Here is a 19,671-nt window from a genome sequence, read left to right on the forward strand (position 1 = left end):
ACCGCTCAGGCCCCGCGGACCGCCCTCGCCAGCCGCGTGGCCGCCGCCGCGCGGGGTCCGTGGTCCGCGGGCCGGCGGCGCGGATGGACCGTGTTCGCCAGGAGCACCAGGAACGTGTCCGTCGAAGGGTCCATCACCAGCGACGTACCCGTGAAGCCCGTGTGGCCCGCGGCTCCGTGGCCGGCGAGGGCGCCCATGAACGACGGCTGGTCGAGGGCGAAGCCGAGGCCGGGCGGTGAGAGGAGCAGTTCGACGTAGTCGGGGCCGAGGATCCGGGCGGTGCCGTAGGAGCCGCCCGCGAGGAGGGTGCGGCAGAAGACGGCGAGGTCGGCAGCCGTCGAGAAGAGGCCGGCGTGCCCCGCGACCCCGCCGAGCGCCCACGCGTTCTCGTCGTGGACCGTGCCCCGCAGCATGCCCCGGTCGGCCTTGGCCCAGGGCCGCCGCTGGTCCTCGGTGGCGGCAGCGCCGGGGCAGGGGCCGAAGGCGGTGTCGGTCATGCCGAGCGGCCGGGTGATCCCGTCCCGGACGAGGGCGTCCAGCGGGCGCCGGGTGATCCGTTCCAGGACCTGCTGGAGCAGCAGCATGTTGAGGTCCGAGTAGCCGTACGCGGCGCCCGGCGCCGTCACCGGTTTCTCGGCCCGCAGCAGGGCGAACCGTGCCCTGTCGTCCGCGCAGTCGTACAGCGGGAGTTCGGGCCGCAGCCCGGAGGTGTGGGTGAGCAGGTGCCGCACGGTGATGCCGTACTCGGCGGCGGCGGCGAGGCCCGGCAGGTACGCCCCCACGCGCGCGTCGATGCCCAGCGTGCCGCGCTCCAGCTGCTGCACGGCGGCGACGCTCGTGAAGAGCTTCGTGAGGGACGCCAGGTCGAAGGGTGTGCGGACGGTCATCGGCACGCGTTCGCCGCGCGGCAGTTCCACGCCCGCGTCCGCGTCCTCGTCGTACGCGCGGTAGCGCACCGCCCAGCCCGCCGCCTCCTCGACGGCGATCACGGGCCCGCGTCCGGCGACCAGTACGGCGCCCGCGGCCCAGGGCCGGTACCCGACGGTGATCGCGCGGAACTCCCGTACCAGAGCGTCGAGTTCTCCGGGGTCGAGCCCGGCACGTTCCGCCGTGCCGGGGCGCAGTCTCGGTGCGCTCAGCTGCCCGCTCCCTTCACGTTCGATGTCACGTCCGGTGTCACGTTCGGCTTCACGTTCGTCCGTGTGTGCGGCTGTTTCCGCCAGGGACGGCACAGTGCCATGAAGCAGCCGACGGCCACCAGTGAACACGCGAGCTGGACGACGGCCATCGGGACGGCCGTGTGTTCCCCGGCGATGCCCACCAGGGGTGTCGCGGCCGCGCCGACGAGGAACGAGGACGTGCCGAGCAGGGCGGACGCGGAGCCCGCCGAGTGCCGGGTGCGCATGAGGGCGAGCGCGTTGGTGTTGGGCATGCACAGGCTCATCGCCGACATGAGGACGAAGAGTCCGACCGCGATCGGGACCAGCCCCACCTCGCCGAACGCCCCGGCCGACATCAGGAGCAGCGCGGCCGACGCGACGGTGATGACCGCGAGGCCGACCGCGAGCACCTTGTCGAGGCTGACCCGGCCGACGAGGATCTTGCCGTTGACCTGGCCGACGATCACCAGGCCGACGGAGTTGACGCCGAAGAGGATGCTGTACGTCTGCGGGGAGGCGCCGTAGATCTCCTGGACCACGAACGGCGACGCGGAGATGTACGCGAAGAGCGCCGCGAACGCGAAGCCGCCGGTGAGCATGTAGCCGGTGAAGACGCGGTCGGCGAGCAGTCCGCGCATGGTGCGCAGGGCTTCGACCGTGCCGCCGTCATGGCGCTCGGCGGGCGGGAGCGTCTCGGGCAGCAGCCGCCAGACGACGGCGGTGAGCCCGATGCCGATGACGGTCAGGATGTAGAAGACGCCCCGCCAGTCGGTGATCCGCAGCACCTGGCCGCCGATGAGCGGCGCGATGATCGGCGCGACTCCGGAGATCAGCATGAGCGTGGAGAAGAACCGCGCCATGTCCACGCCGTCGTACAGGTCGCGTACGACGGCCCGGGCGATCACGATCCCGGCGGCGCCCGCGAGTCCCTGGAGCAGCCGGAAGGCGATGAGCAATTCGATGGTGGGGGCGATCGCGCAGACGGCGGTGGCGAGGATGTAGACGACCAGTCCGGTGATCAGCGGCCGTCTGCGGCCCCACTTGTCGCTCATCGGCCCGACGACCAGCTGGCCGAGCGCCATACCGGCGAGGCACGCGGTGAGCGTCAGTTGCACGGTGGCCGCGGAGGCGTGCAGCGCGTCGGTGACGTCCGGGAGGGCCGGGAGGTACATGTCCATGGACAGCGGCGGTACGGCCGTGAGACCGCCGAGGATGAGCGTGACCAGGAGTCCCACGGAGCGGCGGGCGACCGGTGGCGGTACCGGCGGCGCCGAGGCGGCGAGCACGCTCTCCTCGGTCACCGCCGCGCTGGGTATGCGGGTCTCCGGGCCCTCCGGGTCCCGCGTCGTACGGCCGCGCTCGGGCATGCGCCCCTCCCTCTCCGTGTGATCCGCCACCTATGCTCTCAGCTCGTACGGGTGGTCTCGTACAGATGGTCGAAGCGGTCGAGGGCGCCGCGGGCGTCGACGGCACGGAGCGAGGGGTCGGGCATGACTGAGGAACGCGTGCGGTGGGGTGTGCTGGCGACCGGTGGGATCGCCGCGGCGTTCACCGCGGATCTGATCGATCTGCCCGATGCCGAGGTGGTGGCGGTGGCGTCGCGCACCGAGGAGTCGGCGAAGGGGTTCGCGGAGCGGTTCGGGATACCTCGGGCGTACGGCGACTGGGAGTCCCTCGCGGCGGACGAGGACGTGGACGTCGTGTACGTGGCGACTCCGCACTCGGCGCACCGGGCGGCGGCCGGGCTGTGTCTTGAGGGGGGGCGCAACGTGCTGTGCGAGAAGGCGTTCACGCTGAACGCGCGCGAGGCCGAGGAGTTGGTCGGCCTCGCGAAACAGCACGGGAGCTTCCTGATGGAGGCCATGTGGATGTACTGCAACCCGCTGGTCCGGCAGCTCAAGGCGCTGGTGGACGACGGGGCGATCGGTGAGGTCCGCACGGTGCAGGCCGACTTCGGCCTCTCGGGTCCGTTCCCGCCCACCCACCGGCTGCGCGATCCGGCGCAGGGCGGCGGGGCGCTGCTCGACCTGGGCGTCTATCCGGTGTCGTTCGCGCATCTGCTGCTCGGTGAGCCCTCCGGCGTGACGGCGAGAGCGGTGCTCTCGGAGGAGAGCGTCGATCTCCAGACGGGCATGCTGCTCTCGTACGACAGCGGCGCGCTCGCCGCGCTGCATTGCTCCCTGACCGGCGGCACGTCGACCTCCGCCTCGGTCACCGGTTCCGAGGGCCGCATCGACATCCCGTACGGCTTCTTCCACTCGGACCGCTTCGTCCTGCACCGCGACGGGCGCGACCCGCAGGAGTACACGGCGAACGCGGCGGACGGCACCCGGGCCAGCCTCAAGCACGAGGCGACGGAGGTGATGCGCTGCCTCCGAGCCGGCGAAACGGAGTCCCCCCTGGTCCCCCTGGACGGCACCCTGGCGGTCATGCGCACCCTGGACGCGGTAAGGGCAGACATAGGCGTCACCTACCCCGGCGAACCGGCGTCAGGGGCGCGGGGAACGGCGCAGTCTTCTGGCTTTTCGCCCTGAAGGGGCGCGGGGAACTGCGCGACCAGCCACGACGGACCCGCAGCCGACAACGAATCGCGCACCCCCGCCCCCCTGAAACGGCCCCCCGGGCGGAGCCCTACGCCGGCTTCAGCCCCTGATCCCCCACCTCGGTGACGAACGACGCCGCAACACTGATCGCAGCCCCAGGCGTGGTAACCGCGGGCACGGTCTTGAAGTCGGCCCGAGCGGACTCCCTCCCGAGCCGCACGGTCGTATAACCCCGCCGCCCGTTGTAGAACTTCAGATGCGGATTCGCCGCCATGTACGTCTCCCAGTTGGCGGGCCGCTCCGCCCCGTCCCGCCCACTGGTGATCGAGGTCGTCACGATCTCCGTCCCGAGCGTCCGGGACGAGGGATCGTCGAAGTCGTCCTTGATGTCGAAGGCGTACGCGACATGGACGTCCCCGGTGAACACCATCAGGTTCTCGACCCCGGCCGCCTCCGCACCGGCCAGCACCCGCCCCCGCGAGGCCCGGTAGCCGTCCCACGCGTCCATGGACACCCGGGACGGCACGGCCAGGTCGAACTTCCGCTGGGAGAAGATGACCTGCTGCGGAACGACGTTCCACAGCGCCCGCGAGTCCTGCCACCCGTCCAGCAGCCACCGCTCCTGCGCCGCGCCGGTGATCGTGCGCGCCGGATCGTCCGTCTCGGGGCCGGGAACGTCCGCCCCGTCCCCGTACGCCTGGTCGGAGCGGTACTGCCGGGTGTCGAGGATGTCGAACTGCGCGAGCCGGCCCCAGTTCAGCCGGCGGTACATCCGCATGTCGGGGCCCTCGGGCCGCTGCGGGCGGCGCAGCGGCAGGTTCTCCCAGTAGGCGCGGTACCCGGCGGCGCGCCGCAGCAGGAACTCCTCCGGCGGTACGGAGTTCTCGGGTATGCCGTCCGCGTAGTTGTTCTCGATCTCGTGGTCGTCCCAGGTGACCACGAAGGGGTGGGCGGCGTGCACGGCCCGCAGGTCGGGGTCGGTCTTGTAGAGGGCGTACCGCAGGCGGTAGTCCTCCAGCGTGATGGTCTCGTGGTTGAAGAGGTCGGGCAGCACGCGGTCGGTGTAGTTGCGGGCGCCGCCCACGGAGTCGACCGCGTACTCGTAGAGGTAGTCGCCGACGTGGAAGACCACGTCGACGTCGTCCTCGGCGAGATGGCCGTACGCGGTGAAGTACCCGTCGTGGTAGGCCTGGCAGGAGACCGCGGCGAGCCGCAGCTCGTCGACGCGCGCGCGGGACGAGGGTGCGGTGCGGGTCCGGCCGGTCTCGCTGATCCAGCTGCCCGTCCTGAAGCGGTAGTAGAAGACCCGGTCGGAGTCGAGGTGGCCGACCTCGACATGCACGGAGTGGTGGAACTCGGGGTGGGCGAAGGTCGCCCCCCGTCTGACGACGTGGCGGAACTGTTCGTCGCGGGCAAGCTCCCAGTGCACGACGACGCGTTCCGGGGGCAGCCCGGAGTCCGCCTGGTACGGGGTGGGGGCGAGTCGGGTCCACAGCAGCACGGAGGTGGCCTGCGGGTCGCCGGAGGCGACGCCCAGGGTGAAGGGGTCGTCGGTGATCTTCGCCGCGTCGTACTCGGCGGCTGCCGCCACACCCGCGGTCGGCAGGTTGGTGGCGAACGCGAGCACGGCGGCCGCGCCGGTGACGGTGAAAAGCCGGCGGCGCCCGAGGTGACGGGCGGCGGCGCGGAGTTCGGGGGCGTGCTGCGACGGTTGCTGGTGGCCGGTGGATGTCATCTGGCCTTCCCCTGACGGTTGTTGTACAAGGAATTGGAGTGGCCAGAGTCAACGGTGGACCGTCACGTACACAACAGTCAGATGTCGGACGGATGAGGTCCATATGGCGGACTGTCGACCAGGGCCTCCCGTACGCTGCGGGGCCATGAACGCTCATCGGACGAAGATCGCGATCGTGACAGGCGCGGGCTCGGGAATCGGCCGTGCCGTGGCCGTCGAACTGCTGCGTACCGGCTGGTCGGTGACGCTCGCCGGCCGCCGCGCGGAGCGGCTGGAGGAGACGGCGGCGCTCGCGGGGGCGGCCCTCGCGGACGTGTCGCCCGGAGCCGCCGAGGAGCCCGCCGGGAAAGACAGCACGTCGTTGTGCGTACGCACCGACGTCTCACGGCCGGAAGAGGTGGCCGCGCTCTTCGCCGCTACCCGGAACCGCTTCGGCCGCTTGGACCTGCTCTTCAACAACGCCGGCACGTTCGGACCCGGCAACGTGCCGTTCGAGGACCTGCCGTACGAGGCCTGGCGGCACGTGGTCGGTACGAATCTCGACGGGGCGTTCCTGTGCGCGCAGGCGGCCTACCGGCAGATGAAGGAGCAGGATCCGCAGGGCGGGAGGATCATCAACAATGGCTCGATCTCGGCGCACACGCCCCGGCCGCGGTCGGCGGCGTACACGGCTACGAAGCACGCGCTGACCGGCCTCACGAAGTCGCTGTCGCTGGACGGACGGCCGTACGGGGTCGTCTGCGGGCAGATCGACATCGGGAACGCGGCGACGGACATGACCTCGCGGATGACGACCGGCGCCCTGCAGGCGAACGGGGAGGTGGCCGCGGAGCCGGTGATGGACGTGGGGGATGTGGCGCGGACCGTTCGGCACATGGCGGAGCTGCCGCTGGAGGCCAACGTGCAGTTCGCGACGGTGCTCGCGAGCGGCATGCCGTATGTGGGGCGGGGGTAGCCGCGGGTCCGTGGAGGCCGGTCGCGCCCACGCGGCAGAGCCGCAGATGTCACAGCCCCGCGCCCCTGAAAGGCGCAAGGCAACACCCCTTTCCTGGCAACTGGCCCTGAGTCGGTCAGGAATCAGCTGTCTTACGCGATTCTGACTCCCGGGACCGCATTCTCAGGTCCTACACATTCCCTACTCAGGGTGTCTCAAAGGTTCGTCCATAGCTTGTGGCAGCGCCCACAGCGGGCGCCAAGAACCTTAGGGACAGGGATGTTTGGCATCTATCTCAAGCGTGAGCTGAGCCGGCGCAAGAAGTCGGCTCTGGTCATCGCCATGGGTCTGGCGCTCGGAATCGCGCTGGTCATCACCGTCAACTCGGTGTCGGCCGGCATGTCACAGGCACAGGACAAGGTCCTTCAGTCGCTGTACGGACTCGGCACCGACATGACGGTGACCAAGGCCAGGGAAGCCCCTTCCTCCGGCAACAACCAGTCGGGCAGACCGAACTTCGAATTCGACGCCGGTTCCGACGACGACGAGGAGCAGAGCTCGGACCGCGTGACGACACAGGGCGGTCAGACGCTCAAGTCCGCCCTGATCGACAAGGTCGCCGCGCAGAAGAACGTGGCGAGCGCGGTGGGCGCGCTGACCCTGAACGTCACGAAGGTCGACGGCAGTTTCACCCAGGGCAAGGCCAAAACCGACACCTCCTCGCAGGGCTCGCAGGGCCAGGGCGGCGGCCCCGGCGGTACGGGCGGCGGCGGTTCGACCGGTCAGCCCCAGGTGCAGGGCGGCGGCGCCTCCTTCGACGTGAACTCGTACGCGGTGTCCGGCATCGACGTCACGAACCAGGAGCTGGGTCCGCTCGCCACCACGAAGATCAGCAAGGGCAGGACGTTCACGGCCGCGCAGACCGACGCGAAGGTCGCGGTGCTCAGCACGTCGTACGCCAAGGAGAACAAGTACACCGTCGGCGAGAGCGTCAAGATCTCCGGCACCAAGTACAAGGTCATCGGGATCGTGACCCCGGACAGCAGCGAGTCGACGACCGACGTCTATCTGCCGCTCAAGCAGGCCCAGACGCTCGGTGACTCCAAGAACAAGATCTCCACGATCTATGTGAAGGCGTCCGACTCGCAGCGGATCGACGCGGTCAAGTCGGCCATCCAGAAGAACATCTCGGGCACGACGGTGACGACCTCGGCCGATCTCGCGGACACCGTCTCCGGCTCGCTGTCGACGGCCTCCAACCTCGCGACCAGCGTGGGCAAGTGGCTCTCCGTCGCGGTACTGGTGGCCGCGTTCCTCGTCGCCGCGCTGCTCACCTCGTCGGCGGTCAGCCGCCGGGTGCGGGAGTTCGGCACACTGAAGGCGCTCGGCTGGCCGAGCCGCAAGGTCACCCGGCAGGTCGTCGGCGAGTCGGTCGTGAACGGCCTGCTCGGCGGGGCGCTCGGTATCGCCCTCGGCCTCGCGGCGGCGTACGCGGTCACGGCCGTCAGCCCCACCCTCACCGCCGAACTCGGTTCCACGGGTGGCGGCCAGGGCGGCGGTCCCGGCGGCGGTGGACCCGGCGGCGGTGGCGGCCCCGGCGGACAGAGCGCGTCGAGCACCCTCGACATCGCGCTGTCCGCCCCGGTCTCCGTCACCACCATCGCGCTCGCCGTGGGCCTCGCGGTCGCGGGCGGTCTGATCGCCGGTGCGATGGGCGGCTGGCGCGCCTCCCGGATGCGCCCGGCCGACGCGCTGCGCAGCGTGTCGTAGCCCCCGCCCCTCAACACCACGGCACGTTACGGAGAAGACGTATGTACAAGCTCACCGGCGTCACCAAGAACTACACGAGAGGCAAGGAGACCGTGGAGGCGCTGCGCGGCGTCGACCTCACCATCGAGGACGGCGACCAGCTCGTCATCCAGGGCCCCACCGGCGGCGGCAAGTCGACCCTGCTGCAGATGATCGGCGGCCTGGACCGCCCGTCCTCCGGCAGCGTCGAGCTGGACGGCGTGGATCTCGCGTCCATCAGCGAGGCCCGGCTGACCCGGGTGCGCGCCGAGAAGATCGGCATCATCTTCCAGTCGTTCAACCTCATCCCCACGCTCACCGCGCAGGAGAACGTCGAGACCGCGCTGGTACCGCTCGGCGTGAAGCCGGCCGAGCGGCGTGCGAAGGCCGCCGAGGCACTGGGCTCGGTCGGTCTCGGCGACCGGCTCACGCACGCGCCCAGCGAGCTGTCCGGTGGTCAGCAGCAGCGCGTCGCGATCGCCCGCGCGCTGGTCAAGAACCCGAAGGTGCTGCTCGCCGACGAACCCACGGGCAACCTCGACGAGGGCACCCGCGACGACATCATGGCCCTGCTGGAGGGGCTGTGGAGGGAGCACGGGCTGACGTTCGTCATGGTCACGCACGACTCGTCGATCGCCCGGCGCGCACCCCGGCTCGCGACGATCAAGAAGGGCCGGATCGCCCTGACCGAGCAGCAGCCGCGGCCACAGCCGCAGCCCGCGCTCTGACCGGTCCGCCCGTACGGTTCCCTCGGAGGCCGCTCACCCTCACCGGTGAGCGGCCTCTCGCCGGTCGCGACGGCCGCGCCGGGCCGTTGTCGGCGCCACCCGAACGGCGGCGCCGGCGAAGGCCCGGCCGGCTGTTCGGTGCGACGGTGGTCAGGCGCGTACGCCAGAAGGGGCGTGCGGGTGCGGACATGCGAGGAGTGACGGGAACCGTGACCTGTTTCGACCGACGCGATCTGGGACTGCTGCTGCTCCGCCTCGGTACGGGCGGAGTGCTGGCGGCGCACGGGGCACAGAAGCTCTTCGGCTGGTTCGGCGGCGGCGGCCTCTCCGGGACCGGCGAGTTCATGGAGTCCGTGGGGTACGCGCCCGGCCGGGCGAGCGCCGCCGCGGCGGGCCTGGCGGAGACGGGCGGCGGCACGCTGCTCGCGCTGGGCCTCGCCACCCCGGCGGCCGGAGCGGCCGCAGCCGGGGCGATGGCGGGAGCCGCCGCGGTGCACGCGCCGAACGGCTTCTTCGCGATGAGCGGCGGCTACGAGTACGCGGCGTACCTGGGATTCGCGGCGGCGGGCCTCGCCGTCACGGGCCCCGGCCGGATCTCCCTCGACCACGTCTTGGGCCACACGGTCGACCGGAACTGGATGGTGCCGGTCGCTCTCGCGGGAACGGCCGCGGCGACCCTGGTGGTGATCGGAGCGCGGTACGCGCGGGTGCGACGCCAGGAGGAGGGCGAGCAGGGTGAGTTGTTCGACGAGGAGGGCGTGGCAGTCTGAGTTCCATGAGCCACGACGGTGATCTCTGGGAGTCCATCGAGCACCTCCAGGACTGGCTGGCCAGGTCCCAGCCGGACCGCCCACCGCAGGAGACCCTGCTCCTGCGGATGCTGAAGCTCTCGGAGGAGGTGGGCGAGGTCGCCGAGGCGGTCATCGGCGCCACCGGCCAGAACCCCCGCAAGGGCGTGTCGCACACGTGGGACGACGTGCGATCGGAACTCTGCGACGTGATCATCACAGCCGCGGTGGCACTGCGAACACTCTCCCCCGACGCCCAGGAGATCTTCACGACCCACCTGAACCGCGTGACGACCCGCGCACGCCCCTAAGGGCCGCGGGGAACGGCGCGACCGGCCCCCACCGGCCCGGCCAACCTCCGAACCCACGTTCCTCAAGCCCCCTAAGGGGCGCGGGGAACTGCGCGACCGGCCCCACCGGCCCGCACCCGAAACCTGTCGTCCCACGTAGGCTCAAGCTCCCTATAGGGGCGCGGGGAACTGCGCGACCAGCCCCCACCGCCCCGCAGCCGAAGAACACGCGCACCCCGCCAGGCGGCTACACGCTCCGCGTGAACCTGAGCGTCGCCCTGACAGCCGTCAGCCCCCGAATCATGCCCAACTGGTTCCAGCCCAGGTTGAACTGCTCCCGATCCACCGTGAACTCCGCGGTGAGCGTGACCGCGTCCGCGCTCGACTCGGTGACCGTGCCGGTCACGGACTGCGGCCGATCGACCCCCCGGACGGTCAGCTGGCCCTCGATCCCGACGCTGCCGTCCGGCCGCACCACCGCGTCACGAACGGCGAAGACGAGCGTCGGATGCCGCTCGACATCGAAGAAGTCGGCACCGCGCAGATGCGCGTCACGCTTCGCGTTCTTGGTGTCGAGCGACCCGGCGTCCACCGTGACGGCGCCGTGGGCGGTGCCGTCGGCCTGGACCTCGCCCTCACCGGCGACACCGCTGAAGGCGCCCTTCACCGTGACCAGACCCCACATCGTCTTGTGCTCGATGCCGATGGTCGAGCGGACGGCGTCGAGCCGCCACAGGCCGGTTTCCACAGCGACGGTCATGGGACTTCTCCTGGGATGAGTGCGGGTGTTCGCGGACGTGGGATGCGTGCGGATGTGCACGGACGAACGAATCGGTAATCCAAATTTGGATGACCCCACGCTAGCCGGTTATCCAAAAATGGACAACCGGTAGACTGTGTCACCATGGCCGCCTCCTCCGCCCCCGCCGACCAGCCCTCATCCGTCCCGCCGGGCGCCGAAGACGTTGAGGGCGTACCGGAGGACAGCCTGCTGCCGGCCGAACTCCGTTCCTGGATGCGCCTGTTGGCGGCGGCCGGCGCGATCGAGCAACAGCTGCGTTCACGCGTGAAGGACGCCATGGGGGTCTCGCACGACGAGTTCCTGGTGCTGTGCCTGCTGGCCGACCAGCCGGGCTCCAGCCTGCGGATGACCCGGATCGCGGAGCTGCTGGGCCGCCCGAAGACCCGGCTGACGTACCAGGTCGCCTGTCTGCAGCACGCGGGCCTGATCACCAAGAACTCGGCGTGCGGCGACCGGCGTGGTATCGAGGTGGCCCTCACGGACAAGGCCCGCCGTCTGCTGAGCGAGTCCACGGGCCCGCTGGCCGACGCCGTCTCGCGGGCCATCGCGCAGACGGCCTGCGCCCAGCGGTACACACAGCTCCACGACCTCCTGCCCCTGCCCGCCGACCCCACGGAGAAGACCGCCTGACCGGACTACCGGACGACCAAGTCGACGAACCGGCGGATCCACTGGTTCACGTCCGGAACAACCGAAGCGGCACCGCGGCGGCCAGCGTCCGGTACCCCTCCGGATTGAGATGCAGCCAGTCCCCGTCGTGCAGCGCGGACCGCAGGCGCCGCGGCTCCGCCGGGTCGCGGACGGCCCGGTCGAAGTCGACGACCGCGTCGAACCGTCCACTCGTACGGATCCAGGAGTTGACCTCCCGCCGGGACGCCTCACGGTGCCCGTCGGGGTCGTCGTACATCGCGTTGCCGCCGAACGGCGTCAGCGTGGCCCCGTACACGCGGATGCCCTGCGCGTGCGCCCGGACGACGATCTGCTCGTACGCGGCGATCAGTTCGGTCGTGACGTCTCGCTGGGCGGCGGGCGTGGCGGCGGCGGTTCCGAGGTCGTTGACCCCCTCGAAGACGACCAGCCAGGAGACTCCGCTGCGGGACAGGACGTCCCGGTCGAGACGGGCGAGGACGTTGGGGCCGAGACCGTCGTCGAGGACGCGGTTGCCTCCGGCGGCCTGGTTGAGCACCGCGACCCCGCCGGTCGCGGGGTGCACGTGGAGCCGGTCCCGCAGGCGGTCGGTCCAGCGGTCGTTCCCGTTGGTGGTGGAGCCGCGCCCGTCGGTCAGCGAGTCGCCCAGGACGGCGACCGCCGCCGTACCGGGGCCGGAAAGCACCTCGACGTCGCTGAGGAGGTACCAGTGGTTGACGGCGGTCGCCCCCGGGAGGTCGAGATCCCGGGTGCGGTCGGCGTGACCGGCCTTCTGGAGGTACGAGGTGGTGCGCGACCCCGGGTGCGAGGTGAGCGCGGTGGACGGCTGGCCCTCGGCGAGGTAGGCGGTCACGGTCAGGTCGGAACCCGGTTTCAGCCCGAAGTCCAGCGGATCGGAGACGAGTTGGGCCCCGACGGGCACGGTCGCCGACGCGCGTCCGGCGAAGGTCACGCGCCGCGGCGAGCCGGGCTCGACGGCACTGACTCCGGCCCGTCCGCCGAGCGGAAGGGCCACGCTCACGGCGGTGAGGGGCAGCGCGGTGTCGCCGAACGCGTTGGAGAACCGCAGCCGGACGCGCCCGCCGCCGGCCGAGACCCGCACGGTCTGCCGCAGGGTGGTGTCGACGAGGACGGCCCGCTCCTCGGTGAACGGCGGGGGCGGCATATTGCCCGGCTCGGTGAGCTGCGGCATCGCGGTCCAGGTGTTGACCCAGTGCCGGGCGGCCGACCCGGCCGGCCCGGCGGCAGCCCGGTCCGCGCCCCGGGGCCCCTGCGCCAGGGCCACCACGGCGGACACGCTCACGGCGAGGGCCAGTACGAGTACGAAGGCGGTGACGAGAGGGACGAAGGACCGCGCTCTCGACGGCTCCACGGACTGCCCGTTCTGCCCGCCCTGCCCGGCCTGCCCGTCCTGCACGGATCTCATCGGTCTCACGCTTCTCAACTACCGCTGCACGCAGTGCCGTTGAGGGTGAAGGCGGCAGGTGCCGAACTGTTCCCCGTATGACTCGCCTGATAGCCGATGCTGACGCTCGCGTTCGCCGCGATCGTGCCGTTGTACGTGGCGTTGGTGGCCGTCACCGCGCCGCTCGCCGGGGTGTATGCGGCGCCCCAGCCGTTGGTGACGGTCTGCCCGGACGGCAGGGTGAAGCCCAGCTGCCAGCCCTCGATACGGGAGGTGCCGGTGTTGGTGATCGTCACGGAGCCGGTCAGCCCCGTACTCCAGGCGCTGGTCGTGGCGGTCACCTTGCAGGCGCCCGGCTGGGGCTGGGGGCCCGGGCCCGAGCTGTCCAGGTCGAAGAACGTGAGGACGCGGGCCGCCATGCCCCAGGCGTACAGGTTGTGGCCCACGCCCTGGAGGCTGATGGCCTCGACGGGGGCCTGGTCACCGGTGGCGCCGTAGCGGGTACGGGTCCAGCCGGACTGGGGCGAGTCGGTCGCGGCCGGGGTCTGGCCGACGCCCAGCACGTTCGTCCACTGCTTGATCTCCTCCCCGAAGTTGGGGTAGCGCAGCACGTCGTCCTCGGTGCCGTGCCACACCTGCATACGCGGCCTCGCGCCGGTGTAGCCCGGGTAGGCGTTGCGGACCAGGTTGCCCCACTCCTGCGGGGTGTGGATCACGGTGCCGCCGGAGCAGGCGCTGTTCCACTCGGAGCCGTCGGCGGTGGCGAAGCAGCCGAACGGTACGCCCGAGAACGCGGCGCCCGCGGCGAACACGTCCGGGTAGTCGCCGAGCAGGACGTTCGTCATCATCGCGCCGGAGGAGATGCCGGTGGCGAAGATGCGGCCGGTGTCGGCGGAGTAGGTGCGCGTCACCCAGTCGACCATCGACTTGATGCCGACCGGGTCGCTGCCGCCGCCGCGCGTCAGCGCCTGGGGCGAGGAGACGTCGAAGCACTTGCTGGCGCGGGTGACCGACGGGTACACGACGATGAACCCGTAGGTGTCGGCCAGCGAGGCGTACTCGGTGCCGGAGTACATCGCCGGGCCGGAGCCCGTGCAGTAGTGGACGGCCACCACCACGGCGGGGTTCGCGGTGACGCTGTCCGGTACGTAGAGGTACATCTGGAGGTTGCTGGGGTTGCTGCCGAAGTTGGTGACCTCGGTGAGGGCCGCGGTGGGCGCGGCGGCGGCCTTCGTCGTGACGGACGCCTTCTCGACCGGCTCGCGGGCGACGGCCCCGGGTGCGCTCAGGAGCACCGTCGCGAGCAGGGACACCAGAGACACCAGCGCGGCGAAGAGCACCGCGAGCCCCGAACGCGGGCGTCTGCGGCCGGTGTTGCCGGGCACGGCGTTGTCGTGCGCGGCGTGATGGCCGGGGACTCGGCTGCGCGTGGTGCGGCTGCGCACGGTGTTGCGTCCAGTGGCGGACATGTCCGTCCCTTCCGGAGCACGGCTGTGAGGTACGAGGGCATGCGGGGTCGGCGCGATGGAACGACGCCAGGAGACGGGGCCAGCCGCATGGCATGCGCATGACTGCGCTGTCGCCCTGCCATGGAAGCGCTCCCACGGGGGCGGGGTGGAGACCGAAACCGGCCAGCGGGGACGAATGATTTCGACGGGCGATCGGCCGTATCCATTGCACGACCCACACGTCACGCATTAAGTTACTCGCAAGTAGCTACCGGTGAGGAGTCACCATGCCGACGCTCGACCGCCAGGACGACGTTTTCGTTCTCGACCTCGGAGACGGCGAGAACCGTTTCCACCCCGACTGGCTCGCCTCCGTCAACGCCGCGCTGGACGAGGTCGAGAAGGCGGAGGGTCCGCGCGCCCTGGTGACCGCCGCCACCGGCAAGTTCTATTCCAACGGCCTCGACCTGGATTGGCTGTTCGCCCACGCCGATCAGCAGGAGGACTATGTCGGCGGCGTCCAGGAGCTGTTCGCGCGGACGCTGTCCCTGCCCGTGATCACCGTGGCCGCCCTTCAGGGGCACACCTTCGCGGCCGGCGCGATGTTCTCCCTGGCCCACGACTTCCGCGTGATGCGGTCCGACCGCGGTTACTGGTGTCTGCCCGAGGCCGAGATCAACATCCCCTTCACCCCGGGCATGGCCGCGCTGATCCAGTCCCGGCTGCATCCGCGTACCGCGCACGAGGCCATGCTCACCGCCCGCCGCTACGGAGGCGGCGACGCCCTCGACGCCGGGCTCGTCGACCACGCGGTGGCCGAGGACTCCGTACGCGCGAAGGCGGTGGAACTCGCCGCGGCGCAGGCCGGCAAGGCCGGACCGACCCTCGCCACCATCAAGTCCCGTATGTACGCGCCCGTCCTGAGCACCCTGCGCACCAGGGACAACACCCTCGGCTGACCCCGGCGGACACGGCGGCTCGCGGATCCGGGGGCTCAGACGGCGGACCAGCCGTTGTCCACGGGGAGGACGACCCCGTTGATGTTGCTCGCGGCGTCGGAGGCCAGGAAGACGATGGCGGCGGCCTGTTCGTCCGCGGTCGCCGTACGGCCGATATTGCCCAGGTAGCCCATGAGCACGGAGGGGCCGTGCGCTTCCGCGTCCACGTCGACCTGGATGCCCGTCACCGTGCCGCCCGGGGCGATCGCGTTCGTCCGCACCCCCTGGTCGCGGTACATGACGGCGAGGGACTTGGCGAGGCCGACCACGCCGTGCTTGGAGACCGTGTACGCGGTACCGGCGGCGCTGCCGCGCAGGGACGCCTCGGAAGCGGTGAACACGATCGCCGCGTTGCCGCTCGCGAGGAGGTGGGGCAGCGCGGCCCGGCTGAGCAGGAACGGCGCGGTCAAGTTGACGCGCAGGACGCGTTCCCACTCCTCGTCGGCGGTGTCGGCGGCGGCCGACATCCTGTCCATGACGCCCGCGTTGTTGACCAGCACGTCGATGCCTCCGAAGGAGTCCACGGCGGTGGCGACAACCTGGTCGACGACCCGCTGATCCCCGAGGTCCCCGATCACGGCGACGGCGGCGCCCCCGGCCTCGGAGATCTCCGCCGCGACCGCCTTCGTACCGTCGGCGTTGATGTCGGCGAGGAGGACGCGGGCGCCCTCCGCCGCGAAACGCAGCGCGGCGGCGCGGCCGATCCCGGAACCGGCCCCGGTCACTACGACCGACTTACCGGACAGCCCGGTGATGCCGGTAGTGCTTGTGCTGGAGCTCATCGCTGGTCCTCCCTGGAGGTCGGCACAGGCGCGGCGGCCCGTACTCAGCTGATCCTGATGGTGTCTTCAGGGATGCCCGGCCCCACCATCCAGCACACGAGCCGGCCGCCGCCGCGTGCACGACGGTCGGCCGCCCTTCGCTCCGTAAGTTCTTCGAAACATTCGAAGATGTGACCTCCTTTATTTGATCTCTATCGGGCAGGGGTCATGTGCATGATGACGCGAGGACCCCAACTGGCGCCCCCCACCAGGCAATTAACCCTCCCGCGCCACCCCGTCCCACACGAATGTTTCGTAATCATGGGCGAAACTGTTGACGCTTGACGGGTCCAGGTCAACACTGTTCGACCAAACCCACCCCGTGGAAGACGGAGGGAAACCCGCACATGAACCTCACACCCGCACAGCCGAGCCGCAGGCAGGCCTGCGCCATGCTGCTGGGCGCCGCGACCGCGCTCACGCTGCCCGGCACGGCCCACGCCGACACGGTCGTCACCACGAACCAGACCGGCACGAACAACGGCTACTACTACTCGTTCTGGACCGACGCGCAGGGCACGGTCTCCATGAACCTGGGCTCCGGCGGCAGTTACGGCACCACCTGGAGGAACACCGGCAACTTCGTCGCCGGCAAGGGCTGGAGCAACGGCAGCCGCAGGACCGTGACCTACTCCGGCGCCTTCAACCCGTCCGGCAACGCCTACCTGTGCCTCTACGGATGGACGGCCAACCCGCTCGTGGAGTACTACATCGTCGACAACTGGGGCAACTACCGGCCCACGGGCACGTACAAGGGCACGGTCACCAGCGACGGCGGCACGTACGACATCTACCAGACGACGCGGTACAACGCCCCGTCCGTCGAAGGCACGAAGACCTTCAACCAGTACTGGAGCGTCCGGCAGTCGAAGAGGACCGGCGGCAGCATCACCACCGGCAACCACTTCGACGCCTGGGCACGGGCCGGGATGCCCCTCGGCAGCTTCAAGTACTACATGATCCTCGCGACCGAGGGTTACCAGAGCAGCGGCAGCTCAAGCATCACGGTGGCGGCATGAGCACCGGCACCCGGACACGTCCCCTGACGACCGCGCTGGCCGCCGTCGCGCTGACGGCCGCGGGCACGCTCACCGTCAACGCCACCGACGCCGGGGCGGCGCCGGCTACCACTGCCTCCGCCTCCGCTGCTGCCGCCTGCAACGGATACGTCGGCCTGACCTTCGACGACGGCCCGTCCAGCAGCACGCCGGCCCTGCTCAGCGCACTCACGCGGAACGGACTGCGGGCCACGATGTTCAACCAGGGCAACTACGCCGCCGCCAACCCGTCCCGGGTACAGGCGCAGGTCAACGCGGGTATGTGGGTCGGCAATCACAGCTACACCCACCCGCATCTGACCCAGCTCGGCCAAGCGCAGATCGACTCGGAGATCTCGCGGACCCAGCAGGCGATAGCGTCCGCGGGCGGCGGTACGCCGAAACTGTTCCGGCCGCCGTACGGCGAGACCAACTCGACGGTGAGGGCGGTCGAGGCCAAGTACGGTCTGACCGAGATCATCTGGAACGTGGACTCGCAGGACTGGAACGGCGCGAGCACGGACGCCATCGTGCAGGCCGCCGGGCGGCTCGGCAACGGCCAGGTCATCCTCATGCACGACTGGTCCGCCAACACGCTCGCCGCGATCCCGCGTATCGCGCAGGGCCTGACCGCCCGCGGCCTGTGCGCAGGCAGGATCTCCCCGCAGACCGGCCAAGCGGTGGCTCCCTGACACACCGGCAGACACCGAACACCACCTGCACGACCCGCACGACCTGCACCGCCTGCACCGCCTGCACGACCTGCACGACCTGCACGACTGCTCACGGCGACGGTCGGCCTGGCGTCGGCCGTCGCCGGCGAGCGAACGAACAAGCGAGTGAGTGAATGAGTGAGTGAGTGAGTGAGTGAGTGAGTGAGCCGTGGAGGGCGATCAGGCCGTGGCCGACTCGCGCTCTTCCCGCCCGGCGCCGCGCTGCCCAGACTGCCCAACGGAACGTCAGGACGGCAGAACGTCAGAACGTCAGGAAGGGACGGGGATGGCTGCTCGCAAGCGGCAGAAGACAGGGGCACGGACGGGGGCACGGGCACGTACGGCCACACGGGCACGGGCACGGGCACGGGCGCGAACGAAGGCGGCCGTGATCAGCGGCGTTGTGCTGCTGGGCCTCCTCGCGTCGTCCTGGTCGACCGTGTGGCCCTACGTCATGGCTGCCGTGCTCCTCGGTGGCGTCGGGACGGTGGGCTGGTGGCTGTGGCGCACGGACCGGATCGTGCGCGCGCAGGACCTCCGCTGGCGTCGGAACGACGAGGTGGAGGCCGGCCGCCGGACCCTCGCGCAGGTGGACGCCATGACCGGCACGGAGTTCGAGGAACTGGTCGCCGGTCTGTGCCGCCGCGACGGATGTACGGAGGTCCGTCGGGTGGGCGGTTCGCACGACAACGGTGCCGATGTCCTCGGGCGGCTCCCGGACGGCAGGACCATGGTGATCCAGTGCAAGCGGTACACGCCGAGCAGCACGATCGCGAGCCGCGAGCTGCGCGATCTGCTGGGCGCCAAGGTGCACTTCCGGGCAGATCTGGCCGTCTTCGTGGCGACCACGCGCTTCAGCCGCCCTTCCGAGCAATTCGCGGTCGAGCACGGAATCCTCGCCGTGCACCGGGACCACCTGGGGCTCTGGAACAACGGGGTTTCGCTCGCCTCGCTGTGGGGCGTGAACGGCCGGGGCCAGGGGGACCCCCGCCACCGGGCGCGCTGGAAGCAGGCGTACGGCAAATGACCGACGCGGGACTTCGGACGCCTGCGGTACGACTAACGCACCACGCGATAGCGCAGATAAACGATGCGCGAAGCACTTGACCCGCTGGAGCCACTTGACCCGCTGGAGCCACTTGAGCCACTTGAGCCACTTGAGCCACTTGAGCCACTTGAGCCGAGTGTGCGGGTCTCGACGAGTTCGAGATTCGCGCGGCGCTCGGCTTGAGGGAAGAACGGAGTGCCACCGCCGACCAGCACCGGGTAGACCTTGACCCGGTACTCGTCGATCAGATCCAGCGCGGCAGCCTGGGCGGCGAGGGTCGCCCCGCCGACCGCGATCTCGCCCTCCCCCGGCTCGGCCCGCAACCGCTCGATCTCCTCCGCCAGGCCGCCGGAGGCCAGACGGGCACTGCCCCGCACCGCCGACAGCGTGGTGGAGAAAACCACCTTGAGGAGCGGATTCCAGAGCGCGGCCCACTCATGCTTCGAGTCGTGGAGCAACGGATGCTGGTCGGCGTTCTCCCAGTTCTCCCGGTTCTCCCAGTACAGCATCGTCTCGTAGAGCCGTCGTCCCAGCAGGTAGACGCCGACCTTCCGCGTCTCGTCGATGGTGAAGCGGAAGACCTCCTCGTCGGGCGCCGTCCAGTTGAAGTCGCCGTCCGGTCCGACGATGTAGCCGTCGAGCGAGACGTTCATCGAATAGGTCACGCTGCGCATCAGCAGTCCTCCCCGCGTCCGAACTATTTGACCATCGTTGAAAGCTTTGCGGCACGCCGGCACAGCCACAGACACTGAACCCCGCGAACCACAGATCTTGGACCACATGGG

Annotated in this window: 19 protein-coding genes; 11 read left to right on the forward strand and 8 right to left on the reverse strand. The window is 70.4% G+C overall.

The annotated features are described in order from the left end of the window. Positions 1–5: 5 nt before the first annotated feature. Complete coding sequence (locus ACH4DZ_RS18140; RefSeq protein ID WP_398288314.1) at positions 6–1,163, reverse strand: serine hydrolase domain-containing protein; 1,158 nt, start codon at positions 1,161–1,163, stop codon at positions 6–8. Beyond that, positions 1,136–2,527, reverse strand: a complete 1,392-nt coding sequence (locus tag ACH4DZ_RS18145; RefSeq protein ID WP_398288122.1) for a multidrug effflux MFS transporter — start codon at positions 2,525–2,527, stop codon at positions 1,136–1,138. Before ACH4DZ_RS18145 ends, ACH4DZ_RS18140 begins: the two co-directional genes overlap by 28 nt. Positions 2,528–2,650: 123 nt before the next feature. On the opposite strand from ACH4DZ_RS18145, the gene ACH4DZ_RS18150 reads away from it, so the two are divergent. Continuing rightward, the gene (locus ACH4DZ_RS18150) at positions 2,651–3,694 is read left to right on the forward strand and encodes a Gfo/Idh/MocA family protein (RefSeq protein ID WP_398288123.1); all 1,044 of its coding nucleotides are present in this window, start codon (positions 2,651–2,653) and stop codon (positions 3,692–3,694) included. A 97-nt stretch (positions 3,695–3,791) separates the two neighbouring features. Here the strand turns inward: ACH4DZ_RS18150 and ACH4DZ_RS18155 are convergent, their stop codons facing one another. Next, positions 3,792–5,438 (reverse strand): alkaline phosphatase D family protein, encoded by a 1,647-nt coding sequence (locus tag ACH4DZ_RS18155; RefSeq protein WP_398288124.1) that lies wholly within the window; start codon positions 5,436–5,438, stop codon positions 3,792–3,794. Positions 5,439–5,583: 145 nt separating this feature from the next. On the opposite strand from ACH4DZ_RS18155, the gene ACH4DZ_RS18160 reads away from it, so the two are divergent. From ACH4DZ_RS18160 to ACH4DZ_RS18180, 5 genes are all read left to right on the forward strand, one after another. Continuing rightward, on the forward strand, positions 5,584–6,393 hold the full coding sequence (locus tag ACH4DZ_RS18160; protein ID WP_398288125.1) for an SDR family oxidoreductase: 810 nt from the start codon (positions 5,584–5,586) through the stop codon (positions 6,391–6,393). A 258-nt stretch (positions 6,394–6,651) separates the two neighbouring features. Next, positions 6,652–8,142, forward strand: a complete 1,491-nt coding sequence (locus ACH4DZ_RS18165) for an ABC transporter permease (protein ID WP_398288126.1) — start codon at positions 6,652–6,654, stop codon at positions 8,140–8,142. 41 nt (positions 8,143–8,183) lie between these two features. Then, on the forward strand, positions 8,184–8,888 hold the full coding sequence (locus ACH4DZ_RS18170) for an ABC transporter ATP-binding protein (protein ID WP_398288127.1): 705 nt from the start codon (positions 8,184–8,186) through the stop codon (positions 8,886–8,888). Between the two features lie 209 nt (positions 8,889–9,097). Continuing rightward, positions 9,098–9,658, forward strand: a complete 561-nt coding sequence (locus ACH4DZ_RS18175; protein ID WP_398288128.1) for a DoxX family protein — start codon at positions 9,098–9,100, stop codon at positions 9,656–9,658. Positions 9,659–9,663: 5 nt separating this feature from the next. After that, entirely contained in the window at positions 9,664–9,987 is a 324-nt protein-coding gene (locus ACH4DZ_RS18180) for a MazG-like family protein (protein WP_398288129.1), read from the forward strand. Positions 9,988–10,213: 226 nt separating this feature from the next. Here the strand turns inward: ACH4DZ_RS18180 and ACH4DZ_RS18185 are convergent, their stop codons facing one another. Beyond that, positions 10,214–10,726, reverse strand: coding sequence for a YceI family protein (locus ACH4DZ_RS18185; RefSeq protein WP_398288131.1), 513 nt, complete (start codon positions 10,724–10,726; stop codon positions 10,214–10,216). A gap of 144 nt (positions 10,727–10,870) precedes the next feature. Here ACH4DZ_RS18185 and ACH4DZ_RS18190 point away from each other — a divergent pair, with 144 nt between their 5' ends. Then, positions 10,871–11,398 (forward strand): MarR family winged helix-turn-helix transcriptional regulator, encoded by a 528-nt coding sequence (locus ACH4DZ_RS18190; RefSeq protein WP_398288132.1) that lies wholly within the window; start codon positions 10,871–10,873, stop codon positions 11,396–11,398. Positions 11,399–11,444: 46 nt separating this feature from the next. Here ACH4DZ_RS18190 and ACH4DZ_RS18195 read toward each other — a convergent pair whose 3' ends face one another. Together ACH4DZ_RS18195 and ACH4DZ_RS18200 are read right to left on the reverse strand one after the other, a co-directional pair. Continuing rightward, positions 11,445–12,842, reverse strand: coding sequence for an SGNH/GDSL hydrolase family protein (locus tag ACH4DZ_RS18195; protein ID WP_398288134.1), 1,398 nt, complete (start codon positions 12,840–12,842; stop codon positions 11,445–11,447). Between the two features lie 14 nt (positions 12,843–12,856). Then, entirely contained in the window at positions 12,857–14,290 is a 1,434-nt protein-coding gene (locus tag ACH4DZ_RS18200; RefSeq protein WP_398288135.1) for a PHB depolymerase family esterase, read from the reverse strand. A gap of 266 nt (positions 14,291–14,556) precedes the next feature. Between ACH4DZ_RS18200 and ACH4DZ_RS18205 the strand changes: the two genes are divergently transcribed. Then, on the forward strand, positions 14,557–15,228 hold the full coding sequence (locus ACH4DZ_RS18205) for an enoyl-CoA hydratase-related protein (protein WP_398288136.1): 672 nt from the start codon (positions 14,557–14,559) through the stop codon (positions 15,226–15,228). 35 nt (positions 15,229–15,263) lie between these two features. On the opposite strand, the gene ACH4DZ_RS18210 is transcribed toward ACH4DZ_RS18205, so the two are convergent. Then, positions 15,264–16,049, reverse strand: a complete 786-nt coding sequence (locus ACH4DZ_RS18210; RefSeq protein WP_398288137.1) for an SDR family NAD(P)-dependent oxidoreductase — start codon at positions 16,047–16,049, stop codon at positions 15,264–15,266. Positions 16,050–16,435: 386 nt separating this feature from the next. Here ACH4DZ_RS18210 and ACH4DZ_RS18215 point away from each other — a divergent pair, with 386 nt between their 5' ends. From ACH4DZ_RS18215 to ACH4DZ_RS18225, 3 genes are all read left to right on the forward strand, one after another. Further along, positions 16,436–17,107, forward strand: a complete 672-nt coding sequence (locus ACH4DZ_RS18215) for a glycoside hydrolase family 11 protein (protein ID WP_398288138.1) — start codon at positions 16,436–16,438, stop codon at positions 17,105–17,107. After that, complete coding sequence (locus ACH4DZ_RS18220; RefSeq protein WP_398288139.1) at positions 17,104–17,817, forward strand: polysaccharide deacetylase family protein; 714 nt, start codon at positions 17,104–17,106, stop codon at positions 17,815–17,817. Before ACH4DZ_RS18215 ends, ACH4DZ_RS18220 begins: the two co-directional genes overlap by 4 nt. Before the next feature lie 409 nt (positions 17,818–18,226). After that, positions 18,227–18,865 carry a restriction endonuclease gene (locus ACH4DZ_RS18225; RefSeq protein ID WP_398288140.1) on the forward strand — a complete coding sequence of 213 codons (639 nt, stop codon included), beginning with the start codon at positions 18,227–18,229 and terminating at the stop codon, positions 18,863–18,865. A gap of 32 nt (positions 18,866–18,897) precedes the next feature. Here ACH4DZ_RS18225 and ACH4DZ_RS18230 read toward each other — a convergent pair whose 3' ends face one another. Continuing rightward, the gene (locus ACH4DZ_RS18230; RefSeq protein ID WP_398288142.1) at positions 18,898–19,560 is read right to left on the reverse strand and encodes a dihydrofolate reductase family protein; all 663 of its coding nucleotides are present in this window, start codon (positions 19,558–19,560) and stop codon (positions 18,898–18,900) included. Between the last annotated feature and the right edge of the window lie 111 nt (positions 19,561–19,671).

This window comes from Streptomyces sp. NPDC017991 (genome assembly GCF_044328075.1).
Classification (GTDB): Bacteria; Actinomycetota; Actinomycetes; order Streptomycetales; family Streptomycetaceae; genus Streptomyces.